This window comes from Vibrio sp. VGrn 2 (genome assembly GCF_009361695.1).
Classification (GTDB): Bacteria; Pseudomonadota; Gammaproteobacteria; order Enterobacterales; family Vibrionaceae; genus Vibrio; species Vibrio diabolicus.
In genome coordinates this window covers 204,816-216,829 of the sequence record NZ_RBWD01000006.1, presented here as the reverse complement: position 1 = coordinate 216,829, position 12,014 = coordinate 204,816, and the positions used below count along the sequence as shown (strand labels likewise).

Genomic DNA, 12,014 nt, shown 5'->3' with positions numbered 1-12,014 from the left:
AAAAGCTGAGTCAATAGTTAAAAATCTGTCGAAAAGTCAGATTGATACGTTCACCTTTGGTTTTCGCGGTTTTTGGTACACAGTGTTTCCAGTGATGTTGGAGCTCGCCAGCCATAACCAGTAAGGAGCCGTGAGAAAGCTCATATTCAATCTCAGTTTTACAATGTAAATTTCTGAGCAAAAATCGACGTGTTTCACCTAAATTCAAAGAGGCGATAACCGGATTTCTACCTAGCTCTGGTTCATTGTCTTGGTGCCAGCCCATCGAATCTTGGCCGTGTCGGTATAGGTTGGCAAGTACAGAGTTGAAGGCTACATCCGCAATCGACTCGCAGCGCACTTTGAGCTGAGTTAACTCAGGAGTCCAAGGGTGAGGCTGCATGGTTAAGCCTGAGTAAGTATATGCTGCATCACCGTGCCACGCTTGTAAGCGAGGTTGAAGTACTGACTTGCCGAACATGGTAATGCGTTCTTGATGCCATGGCAGTGTTTCCAGAAGTTGGTCAAAGTAGTGATCCGCTTCTAGATGGCTAAGAAAATAAGGATCGTAATAGAGTTTACCCCTTTCTACTTCTTGCCACTGAGTACCGCCAAATAAATCGCCTTGTTGATGCATCATCTCATACCTAAAACATAAAAAATTTTAATCACTGTTACCTTTCTGATTGGGATTGGTTATTCTTGTGGTAACAAGAATTTTAACAATAAATAAAAATCTCGTAACGATATACGAGTTGTGGGGAGAAAATGCGTTATTTACCCAGAAAGCGATGCTATTTTGCATTGTTCTTCCTCTGTTTTTTCGCTTTATGCGTTGGGGTTATTGAGCTGTTGCATCGAAATCAGCAAGAGCTTCACCAAGAGCGAGTTCAAGTTGAGGCCAAAGAACAACTTTCCACCCTCCGTTCCAATTTGGAAGCGGTACTTATGGCGGATATCTATAAAGCCAGTACCTTGGCGACACTCATTACTTTACTGCCTAAAAACCAAGAAGACGAATTGAATATTGCGGCTCACCGCATTCTGAACAAAAGCAAACATATTACGATCATTGGCATCGCGAAGAATGATGTTATCAGTCATATATTTCCCCGCCAAGGTAATGAGCGTTTAATTGGCCTCGATTACCGAACGGTGCCACAGCAGTGGGTGCAGGTGCAAAAAGCCAAGGATATACAAGAAATATTCATAGCAGGACCTGTCAACTTGATTCAAGGCGGCAAAGGCTTGATCGTGCGGGTTCCGGTTTTTCTTGATCCACCGTTGAACCAGGATTATTGGGGGGTGATCAGTGCGGTGATTAATTTTGATGCTCTGATGCGAGAAACTGGCGTGATCGATTTCTCTTATCGCTATCCTTTGATGATTCGTGGTTACGACAGTGGCGGTGCTTTTGGTGACGTTTTCTTTGGCGCGCTGAGTGAAACCAAAACGCCATACGCGAAAGAAATGGTTCATTTTCCTTATGGTGGGTGGAGTATGGTGGTTTTCTCCGGAGACAAACTCGACCATCAAATTCCTTGGCATCAGCTTTATTTAGCAAGGCTCATCGGTTATCCCATTGTTTTTGCACTGAGCTTCGCGCTTATTGCGATTTATCGCTTGTACACCATTGCGGATGATAGAGCACTGCATGATGAACTGACACACTTACCAAACCGTCGCTATTTTATGAAGTTTTACAAGCAGCAGTTTGAAATAGCGAAACGTTACAAAAAGCGTTACAGCTTCGCCTTAATCAATATAGATCTGGATAGGTTTAAACATATTAACGATACCTATGGTCATGACGCAGGCGACAAGGTCTTAGTCGCTACGGCTGAAAGAGTGAGAAGCTCTCTGCGTAAATCAGATATAGTGGCCCGAATGGGAGGTGATGAGTTTTTAGTTGTCGTTCATAACCCTGGGACGGAAGAAAATGTTCAGTCTCTGCTACAAAAGCTCAGGTTAGCTTTATGTTCGACGCCCGTGATTTACGATGAAGCGCTCATTTACCTGAGAACCAGCATTGGGTACGCGATATTTGATCCGGACATATCATCTCCAGAGCAAATGATGAAAATAGCCGATGAGAGAATGTATCAACAAAAACATGGCGGATGAACCTGAGCCCAGTTTCAATCAGGGCTTTGGAGCAGTGGTAAGGTTAAGAATCCGAAATCTCACCATCATTTGGGTATAAGAATATATGACTTTACATGTCAATAGACTCTTTGCTGAGAGAGTCATTATTAGCAATGCATAAAGTGGCGTATTTGTATGTTGTTGCATTTTGCAAATGCAGTTTGCGAAACTTATGGTTAATAAAGCAACGATATGCATCTGGATCTATTAAAAAACGGCCTTTTTAAAGTTGGCACGCATCGTGCTTTATTTAGAGTGACCCTTATTAAGCCGAGGGTCACCTAGCCAACTGACGTTGTTAGTGAATACACATTGTTCACAAGTATATACCGCCAATCACGATTATTGTGATTGGCGTTTTTTCTTTCTAGAGACCAATAATATTCACGTCGTCAACTGTCTCATCGGCTTCTCCGCACTTACTGTAACAACTAGGCTGCCTTGGGCAAACGGCCCCTCTTGAGCAGATTAGCCTAGCTTGGGTTTGAATACCTCGTTCTATCCAATTGATGTTTAATATCTTAGCGATGGTTGTTAAGTCTTTTTTGATGTGGGGAGGAATGACACTACTTCCGCCGGAAGCGACACAAAGTGACTTCAGCTCTTCCGCAATAGAAACCGCATCACCACCTTGTGCAGAAATCGCAGGGTTTAAATCTATCCCCGCGCACAACACTCGGTTGTTCCCCGCAGGGTCAAATACGTTGACTGATTCACAACAGTAAATACGTGGCTCGTCGCCCACATTCAAAATCGAAATTTGCGCTGAACTGGTATCCAAAGGTTGGGCTAGACGTCTAAATACGGCCCAGTGTTGGCAAGGATCGTTCACTTTGCGCATATTGCCCCAAGGAAGCGGGATGCCATTTCCACGATATACCGCTTTCAACTTGCCCGGACCATAGGCATCAAAGTAGTGCCAATGAGGGTACGGAGAAACCACGGTCATACGACGCATCGCAACGGAAGGAGAAACGCCGGCCTTTTTGTGAACATCAATTTCGTAACCGGAACGGTCAAGCAACTGACGAAATGGTACTTTGGGGCAAAGCAAGGCACCAGCAAAAAAGCTGGACTCAAAATCGCGCCAAGCTTGTAGGATATCTTGCGAGTTGAGCTCAGAGTTGGAAACTGGGCTGTCCATTTGCTCCCAGTTGTTTTGATGCCCAATAGACAAAACGTTATTCATTGCATCACTGCTATGGAGCACGCGATGACCGATGTATACCGCCAAGTCATATTTCAATCGGGTTGGGTAGTCACGCATTCGTTTATTGAGATAAATGGTACCAGGTGGCTCCATAAAAGACGTAATCAACTGTTTGGCGCTGACGCCCAGTTCATCAATCACATCCTGTGGTGCTCGGTCTACCCAGCGAATATCCAACCCCATGCTTTTCGCAATATCTATCAGATCTTCTACCGATAGATTCAGGCGTTTCAAGCCGACCTCTTCGGCTGCGCGTTCTAAATCAGGAAAATGGTTTTGATGGTTCTCTTGGTGCGCACGGATCAACAAGTGGGCGAATTGACGTCCAGTAATACCCGTTTGAGACAACATCTCTGGAATCGCGATTTGGAGAATATCATTGGAGAACAAAAAGCTTGGCTCCAATGCCATACCGTTGATACCGCCACGATTCCCTTTGTTGGGGGTAATGGCCTCTAATTCCGGTTCATCATCTAAAAACCACGTAGGATCTTTTTGAAAAACTTCCGCGATTACTTCGAGCATATCAATACTCGGAACGCGTTTTCCGCGCTCTATCATCGAAAGGTAAGATACCGACGGTGCGTACTCAGGATTGATCCTTACACAGCGTGCAGATAAATCCTCCATCGTTAAATGGTTGTTTTTCCTTAGGTTGCGAATTTTCGTACCTAGAAAATGGGACTGACGGATAAGGCTTTTTGACACAGACATTTTGTAAAATTCACATTGTAAAATTTTTGTTGTGAAATTGTAGTCAATATTTCGCTAGTCTACATAATAAGCAGGCAAGGAAATTAACCATCAACTTCACAGAATTGCCTGAAACTTAAACGAAGGAATTAAGTTTTTACTCTAGGACGAGTTTTTTTAAGTGCGAGGATATGACGATGAATATGCTGAACTTCGATAAAAAAGAGATGCAACAACAACAACGCCCATTTATCGCTGAAGCTGTATTTGCCGTCGAAGCGGTAAGTGCTGAGCAGCAGAGCGAGAAGCAAGTAAAAGCGAAGCAACTACTAGACCGCATGTTCCCATTAGAGAACGGGTCGCACCAAGATGTATCAAGTTACGTAATTGATTACCGCCATGTATTGGCTTACTTCAAAGACGGCACACACAGCGGCCTGAAAAGCCCAAAACACTTTGTGGCGTATACGGGTGAGAAAGAAGATCCAAAATCGATCTTGTTTAAAGACGATTCAGGTAACCACGTAGAAGTGCTATTTGGCTGTCATAAAGGCACCGGTTGTGTGGAGTTGATGGATATTGATGACATTCAACTGGAAACACGCACTACGTTTAATCCTGAACTAACGGGTAATGCGCCGACGGCGATGCGCCACTGGATCAGCTTAATCAAAGGCGACAAAAAAGGTAAGCCGATGGCATGCAGTGAAGATAAAGAATACACTGCGAAAAACGGTGACGACTATATTCTAAGCTACTGCTACAGTGTCGATTAAGATGTGAAGCGCCAGATAAATAGACCCCGCACTCAATAGTGCGGGTTTTTTATTCTATTTCGAAAAAGTCGGTCCTATTAACCAAGCTTACATAACAAATTGATTTAAATGGGCATCACGCGGTTACGACCGAGTTGTTTTGCCTCATAAAGTTGCTTATCGGCTTTATTGACCAGAGCTTCAGGTGTATCACCCACCTCATATTCTGCTACCCCAAAAGAAGCGGTAATGCTGTGAACTTGTGTACCAGAACGCTTATCTCTGATGCGCAGTTTTTCTATCATGCGGCGTAGTGTGTCTGCATATTGGCGAGCAATTCGCAGAGATTTATTGGGCACAATTAAAGCGAACTCTTCACCACCAAAACGATACGCGCATATTCCATCTCGACAGCTTTGTTGTAGTCGACGGGCAATGGCTTTTAGTACCGTATCGCCGAAAAGGTGGCCATAATTGTCGTTAAATGACTTGAAATGGTCGATATCAAGCATGATCAAGGTCATTGCTTGATTTGATGCGATAAGCGAAGACAGATCTTTATCAAAAGCTCGACGGTTGTAAAGGTTGGATAGACCATCAAACAATGCGTCTTGCTGTACTTCAGCCAGCTGATTTTTGAGGCGAGAAATTTCTTCACTCGCATTAGTTAATTGGCTATTCAAAAACTTTGTCGAGTGACGAATTTCGTGTGACTCTGCGACAAGTTGACGAATCACCACCATCACTTCTTCAATACTTAAGCTGTTGTCTTCAACTTTTTCTAGCTTATTAAAACTTTTGTCTACCATTTCAGAAAAGGAAGAAGTATCTGAAAGTGTATCGCTCATCGAGCTGGACACTTCATGCAGCAGAACTTCTACATTGGTTCTAAGATCTTCAAGGCTAGTTTCTGCTTTACTGGCAACATAGTTGTTATAAAGCTGTTTATTGGTTGCAGGCGGGCAGATACCGTAGTTTTCTAACACCGTATCTAACTCAAAGTTGAGTTCAGGAATGGTCTTGTCAACGTAGGTATACCAAAGCGCATAGTTGGCTGGCGTGGCAGCAACATGATTTTTGATCATTAGTGGGACCGCTTTTTTCAAATTAGCGGTCGATTTTTTAAACTCGTCGGTCATTTCTGCGATGGTACTAGCAAAATGGAATTGTACTTAGATTAACGGATATTAACCAATATCGCTTTAATTTTTATCATTTTTGCATGGTTTATATAAAAAATGAGTGATTAAGACCGTTATCAATATCGCCAAATTTTAATTTTATAAAATCTTAGTATGAAACATGTGCAAACGATGTTTTGGTGTTAAGGGCTCTAAGATGACCAGCCAATTGGTTTAGTGAGATTGTCAGTAACCTAATGATCGTAAAGCCCTATTGCCCGTACAACAACGAGTGGAATAAAAGACTTAGCGCTTAGGCTATTTGCAACAAGAACGCGGGACTCCGAGTTTACAAAAAACGAGTTTACAAAAAGAGGGTGCGACTTGGATAAGAAAATAGGACTGTATTGGTTCACTAATGACCTGCGTTTGCATGACAACCCGCTGTTGATAGACGCTTGTGCAGAAATGGATGAGTTAATTTGTTTGTATTGTCGCCCCTCGGTGACACCTTACTTGCAGCATTTTGCGCAGGAGACCTCTTTAGGGCGTGCGAAATTGCAGTTTCTCGAGGCATCGCTTAATGAACTTAATCAATCTTTAGCTAAATTGGGGCAACGATTATGGACGGTTGAACTGACGCCCTATCAAGCGATCAAATATGCCATCAGTCATTTCGGTATCACTCATATTTATGCTGATGCGTTTGCTGGTTCGGATGAGCAACAGGCTCTAGAGCGTGCAATTGAAGGCACTCCCCATGTGAACATCAAACAGCAAGAGATCCGCACTTTGTTGTGCGAAGAACAGTTGCCATTTGAATTAAGGCAACTGCCTGCGACCTTCACGAAATTTAGAAAGCAGGTCGAAGGTTTAGACCTCTCTCAACCTTACGAGAGCGTTCATGCTTTACCGCCAGAACCTTCAGGTATGAATTTTCCTACCGCCACGACATATTACTTTGACACCAAACCAGCATTTGATGGCGGAGAACTGAGCGGTCTTGAACATTGTCGACGCTATTTTGCTTCAAGTTTAGCGAGCGAATATAAACAGACGCGCAATGGGCTTGATGGGGTGGAGTATTCAACTAAATTTTCACCTTGGTTAGCTCATGGTTGCGTCTCTCCTACAATCATTTATGCCATGCTCAAACAATATGAGCGGAAGAACGGAGCAAATGATTCAACCTATTGGATCTATTTCGAGTTGTTGTGGCGGGAATACTTTTATTGGTACGCGAGAAAGTATCAACAGAAGTTGTTTCGATTTGGCGGTATCGCCAACCAGCCACCACTGACCAGTTTTTATGCGCAACGCTTTAAGCAGTGGAAGAAAGGCGAGACACCTTTTCCAATAGTTAACGCATGTATGCATCAGCTTAATAAAACGGGTTATATGTCTAATCGAGGGCGCCAACTGGTCGCGAGCTGTCTGGTTCATGAACTCGGACTCGACTGGCGCTACGGTGCTGCTTATTTTGAAACTCAGTTGATTGATTACGATGTCGGCTCTAATTGGGGCAACTGGCAGTATTTGGCTGGTGTTGGCGCTGACCCACGTGGCTCACGTCAGTTTAATCTAGAAAAGCAGACACAAACTTATGATCCAGATTTCTCATTTATCGACAAATGGCAGGGGAGATGCGTAGGCGTACATCTTGATAGTGTCGATATGGTGGATTGGCCGATTGCGCCAAAAAAAGAGAGCGGGAGATAACCAATGCATTACGAGACGGTTCGGCTCATTCTTGGTGACCAACTTAATAGCGAGCATTCGTGGTTTCAACGTGTAGACGACTCGGTGCTTTACCTTGTCGCTGAGTTAAAACAAGAAAATACTTACGTTACGCATCACATTCAAAAGGTGTGTGCTTTTTTCTCTGCGATGGTGAATTTTGCTAACGAGCTGCAGGAAGAAGGGCATCAAGTTTTACACCTCACGTTGGATGACACACTATCTTTCGAGGATCTTGCGCAAGTCTTACAACACTACGTGAGTGAAGTTGGTGCAAGTAAGTTTGAATATCAACGCCCCGACGAATACCGTTTACTAGAGCAGTTAGCCAAACTAAAGCTTGATGGGGTCGTGATGCGCAGCGTCGATTCGGAACACTTTTTGTTACCGTTTGAGGAAATAGAATCGCAGTTTCCCCAAGGTAAACACATCATGATGGAGCACTTTTATCGCCGTATGCGTAAGCGTTTCAACATTTTGATGCAAGACGGTAAGCCTATTGGTGGAAAGTGGAACTACGACGCCAATAACCGAAATAAACTTAAAGCAAAAGACATTGAACAGCTGCCAAAGCCATTAATGTTTAGTCATGACGTCAGTGATATTGCCGAGCGCTTAGGTCGGCACAACATTCAAACCATAGGTAAATTAAATGGTGATTTACTCTGGCCAGTAAGTCGCTCTCAAAGCTTGTCTTTACTCGCGCATTTTTGTCAGGTCTGTTTGCCACTGTTTGGTCGTTTTCAAGACGCCATGACAGGTCAGCACGAGGCTAAATGGAGCTTGTACCACAGCCGGATTTCGTTCTCGCTGAACAGCAAGCTGCTGAATCCAAGAGAGGTGATTGACGCTTCACTTAAGGCATTTCATGCCAATGCCGACATCGATATTTCTCAGGTAGAAGGTTTTATTCGTCAGATCTTGGGGTGGCGAGAGTACATCCGAGGCGTTTATTGGGCGAACATGCCTCATTACCCGAAAAAGAATGAACTGGAAGCGAGTAGAAAGCTGCCAGACTTCTTCTGGAACGGCGAAACCAAAATGGCCTGTATGCGAAACGCGATTGGCCAGTCTCTTGATTACGCTTATGCGCACCACATTCAGCGCTTGATGGTAACCGGTAACTTTTGTTTATTAACCGAGATCGACCCAGACCAAGTGGATGAATGGTATCTCGGTATCTACGTTGATGCGATTGAATGGGTAGAAATGCCCAATACGCGCGGTATGGCACTGTTTGCAGATGGTGGGATTGTTGGTACCAAACCGTATGCGGCGAGTGGCTCTTACATCAACAAAATGAGTGACTACTGTAAGGGTTGCCACTACGACAATAAGGCGAGGAGCGGGGAAGGATCGTGTCCGTTTAACAGCTTGTATTGGCGCTTTATGAACAAGCACGACAAGCGCCTCGCAACCAACCCACGAATCGGGATGATTTTCCGTTCTTGGGACAACATGGAAGAACAGCAACGCCAGGCGATACTCGATACCGCAGAGTATTACATAGAAAACGTGGAGAACTTGTGATGGAAATACTGATCGTTGGTGGTAACGGTGGAATTGGTTTGGCGATGGTTCAACAAGCGCTAGTTCGCTTTCCTCAAGCTCGCGTGCATGCCACTTATCGTAAGCATCAACCAGACTGGCAACACCCAAATGTAGTTTGGCATCAAGTGGATGTATCGCAGGACGAGCAGATGAAAGCGTTCAGTGAGCAAATTGAACATGTTGATTGGTTGGTGAACTGCGTTGGTATGTTGCACACCCAAGATAAAGGTCCTGAGAAAAATCTTAGCTCGCTCGACGCAGACTTTTTTCAGCAAACCATCATGGTTAATACTTTGCCGAGTTTACTGTTGGCGAAATACTTCACGCCCAAGTTAAAACGCAGTACCAACCCCAAGTTTGCGACCATTTCGGCCAAAGTTGGCAGTATTAGTGATAATCACTTAGGCGGTTGGTACAGCTATCGTGCATCGAAAGCCGCGTTAAATATGTTCCTCAAAACCATGTCGATTGAATGGCGGAGAATGGTCAAACACGGGACTGTACTCGCTCTTCACCCAGGCACAACAGATACGGCTTTGTCGGCACCTTTTCAAGCGAATGTACCTGAAGGAAAGCTGTTTAGCCCAGAGCGTGTCGCGCGAGACTTATGGGGATTGATTGACAAAGCAACCCCGCAGGATAGCGGGGCATTTTGGGCTTATGATGGTGCCTTGTTACCTTGGTGAAGCGCAGCTTGGCCTGAGCCACGTTACCTTGGAAAATAAGGCTAGCAGTGCGGCATAAAGTTTTTGTGATTCTAACTTTTGACTGATTTGTTTCTTCGGCAGCGCTCAGAACAGTAAACGACTTCGTCCCAATTTCTTGCCCATTTCTTTCTCCATGAAAATGGGCGATGGCAAACAGAGCAGATTTTGGTTGGTAATTGTGTTTTAAAACCTTTCATCTGGTACTCCGCATTCGCCATCGTATGCCCTTGAAGTTGAATGAGTACGAATTATTTATCAAAGAGATACAGATACTCTTCATACCCCTGCTCTTTCATTTCACTTATAGGGACAAACTTCATTGCCGCAGAGTTCATGCAGTAGCGTAATCCTGTTGGCTTCGGACCGTCTTTAAACACATGACCAAGGTGAGAATCACCAAACTTACTGCGAACTTCCGTTCTTGGATAAATCAGCTTGTAATCGGTTTTTTCAACGATGTAACCTGGGTTGATTGGCTTAGTGAAACTTGGCCAACCCGTCCCCGATTTGTATTTATCGGTAGAAGAAAACAACGGCTCACCAGTTACGATATCAACGTAAATCCCCGCTTCTTTGTTGTCCCAATATTCGTTGTCGAACGGACGTTCGGTGCCTTCTTCTTGTGTTACGTAGTATTGCAACTCCGTTAAGTTTGATTTGATCTCGGACTTAGCAGGCTTACTGTACTCTTTCACTTTTGATAGCAACTTTTTTTCTTCGATCAACTGACGAAGCGTTTTTGGGGTCTCTTTACGATCATCACCAAATACTTCATCCAAGTATTTATCTCGACCAGACGCATAGCGGTAATACTTATACTTTAAGCTGCTCTTTTTGTAGTAGTCTTGGTGATACTCTTCTGCGGGATAAAACTTCTCAAACTCGATCAGTTCTGTTTTCAACGGTTTTGGATAGATCATCGCCTTGTCGATTTCCATTATAAACTGTTCTGCGATCTGCTTTTGTTCAGCGTTATGATAGAAAATAGCAGGGCGATACTGTGGGCCACGGTCGACAAAAGAGCCTTTATCGTCAGTAGGATCGATATGACGAAAAAAGTAGTCCAACACTTGCTCGTAACTAACCACTTTAGGATCGTACTTAACTTCAATCACTTCTATGTGACCTGATTTACCTGATGAAACTTGGCGATAAGTTGGGTTTTTAACATGACCACCAGAATAGCCTGATACAACATCGACTACGCCAGTCAACTGCTCCAAATCAGATTCTGTACACCAGAAACAGCCGCCAGCCAGTGTGGCGATTTCTGCATTATCTGAAGTCTTCATCTTATCCATCGTATCGGCGGTGCCTGCTTTACTCAAAAGTAGAAACAAGACAGGAAGTGCGAAAGAGAATCCGACCAATAACTTAGATATATTCTTCATAGCTACCTCAACGTTGTTTTCCGTAGAAAGTGTGACTGAAATAAAAAGTGTTACGTATAGAGAAAGGCAACCGAGCGAAAAAATTACAGCAATGTTGAAAATTCCGTTGCCCTTTTATGCGAGAAAGCTAAAGTATCGACACGAAATACACCGCTTGATAGGGCAACGATGTCTTCAACGAGCGATGCTAAATGAGGTAAATCATGCAAGCAGAAGTTAAATGGGTAGAAGATTTTAAATTCCTTGGGCAATCTCAGTCGGGTCACTCCGTAGTGATGGATGGCAATGGCGGTGCAACGGCACCAAGCCCAATGGAAATGGTACTAATGGCCGCTGGTGGCTGTAGCTCTGTCGATGTTGTCGACGGTTTGAAAACGGCAGGACAAAAGGTCTTGTCAGTTAATGCCAAGCTAACCACAGAGCGTCGTGAAACCGCACCACGTATCTTTACGCAAGTGAATATCCACTTTGAAGTTTCAGGTGACGAGCTTGACCCAGAAGTCGTAGCAAAAGTGGCGGCTGACTCGCTAGAAAAATACTGCTCGGTTTGCTTAATGCTAGGTGAAGGTGTTGAGATGACCCACAGCTGGGAAATCGTGTAAGTCGACAGACTCCACAAAATATAAAAACAGGAAAGAGAAAAGTGCAGGCTTTTCTCTTTTTTTATTCCGCAATTCACGTACCGTGTGATTAATCTGAAAGTAGTAATTGCAGGTTGTAGGAGT

The 12,014-nt window shown here is 44.0% G+C and carries 11 protein-coding genes; 6 read left to right on the top strand and 5 right to left on the bottom strand.

The window, feature by feature from the left end:
* Positions 1-10: 10 nt before the first annotated feature.
* Positions 11-616 carry an alpha-ketoglutarate-dependent dioxygenase AlkB family protein gene (locus D8S93_RS12670; protein WP_048624683.1) on the bottom strand — a complete coding sequence of 202 codons (606 nt, stop codon included), beginning with the start codon at positions 614-616 and terminating at the stop codon, positions 11-13.
* 131 nt (positions 617-747) lie between these two features.
* On the opposite strand from D8S93_RS12670, the gene D8S93_RS12665 reads away from it, so the two are divergent.
* Positions 748-2,103 (top strand): diguanylate cyclase, encoded by a 1,356-nt coding sequence (locus tag D8S93_RS12665; protein ID WP_152813497.1) that lies wholly within the window; start codon positions 748-750, stop codon positions 2,101-2,103.
* Positions 2,104-2,491: 388 nt separating this feature from the next.
* Here D8S93_RS12665 and D8S93_RS12660 read toward each other — a convergent pair whose 3' ends face one another.
* A complete protein-coding gene (locus tag D8S93_RS12660; RefSeq protein WP_152813494.1) occupies positions 2,492-4,048 on the bottom strand; it encodes a DUF3612 domain-containing protein in 1,557 nt (518 codons plus the stop codon).
* 176 nt (positions 4,049-4,224) lie between these two features.
* Here D8S93_RS12660 and D8S93_RS12655 point away from each other — a divergent pair, with 176 nt between their 5' ends.
* Positions 4,225-4,803 (top strand): malate synthase, encoded by a 579-nt coding sequence (locus tag D8S93_RS12655; protein ID WP_005393653.1) that lies wholly within the window; start codon positions 4,225-4,227, stop codon positions 4,801-4,803.
* A gap of 104 nt (positions 4,804-4,907) precedes the next feature.
* On the opposite strand, the gene D8S93_RS12650 is transcribed toward D8S93_RS12655, so the two are convergent.
* Entirely contained in the window at positions 4,908-5,921 is a 1,014-nt protein-coding gene (locus D8S93_RS12650; RefSeq protein WP_005393654.1) for a GGDEF domain-containing protein, read from the bottom strand.
* Between the two features lie 366 nt (positions 5,922-6,287).
* Here D8S93_RS12650 and D8S93_RS12645 point away from each other — a divergent pair, with 366 nt between their 5' ends.
* From D8S93_RS12645 to D8S93_RS12635, 3 genes are read left to right on the top strand one after another with little or no spacing between them, the layout of a single operon-like run.
* On the top strand, positions 6,288-7,622 hold the full coding sequence (locus D8S93_RS12645; protein ID WP_152813493.1) for a DASH family cryptochrome: 1,335 nt from the start codon (positions 6,288-6,290) through the stop codon (positions 7,620-7,622).
* 3 nt (positions 7,623-7,625) lie between these two features.
* On the top strand, positions 7,626-9,170 hold the full coding sequence (locus D8S93_RS12640) for a cryptochrome/photolyase family protein (RefSeq protein ID WP_152813492.1): 1,545 nt from the start codon (positions 7,626-7,628) through the stop codon (positions 9,168-9,170).
* Positions 9,170-9,877 carry an SDR family oxidoreductase gene (locus tag D8S93_RS12635; protein ID WP_152813490.1) on the top strand — a complete coding sequence of 236 codons (708 nt, stop codon included), beginning with the start codon at positions 9,170-9,172 and terminating at the stop codon, positions 9,875-9,877. The genes D8S93_RS12640 and D8S93_RS12635 overlap by 1 nt, the downstream gene beginning before the upstream one ends.
* A gap of 71 nt (positions 9,878-9,948) precedes the next feature.
* Here D8S93_RS12635 and D8S93_RS12630 read toward each other — a convergent pair whose 3' ends face one another.
* Positions 9,949-10,095 (bottom strand): DUF2256 domain-containing protein, encoded by a 147-nt coding sequence (locus tag D8S93_RS12630; RefSeq protein ID WP_074189751.1) that lies wholly within the window; start codon positions 10,093-10,095, stop codon positions 9,949-9,951.
* Between the two features lie 51 nt (positions 10,096-10,146).
* On the bottom strand, positions 10,147-11,289 hold the full coding sequence (msrB, locus tag D8S93_RS12625) for a peptide-methionine (R)-S-oxide reductase MsrB (RefSeq protein ID WP_152813488.1): 1,143 nt from the start codon (positions 11,287-11,289) through the stop codon (positions 10,147-10,149).
* Positions 11,290-11,492: 203 nt separating this feature from the next.
* Between msrB and D8S93_RS12620 the strand changes: the two genes are divergently transcribed.
* Positions 11,493-11,891 (top strand): OsmC family protein, encoded by a 399-nt coding sequence (locus tag D8S93_RS12620; protein WP_005393675.1) that lies wholly within the window; start codon positions 11,493-11,495, stop codon positions 11,889-11,891.
* Positions 11,892-12,014 lie beyond the last annotated feature (123 nt).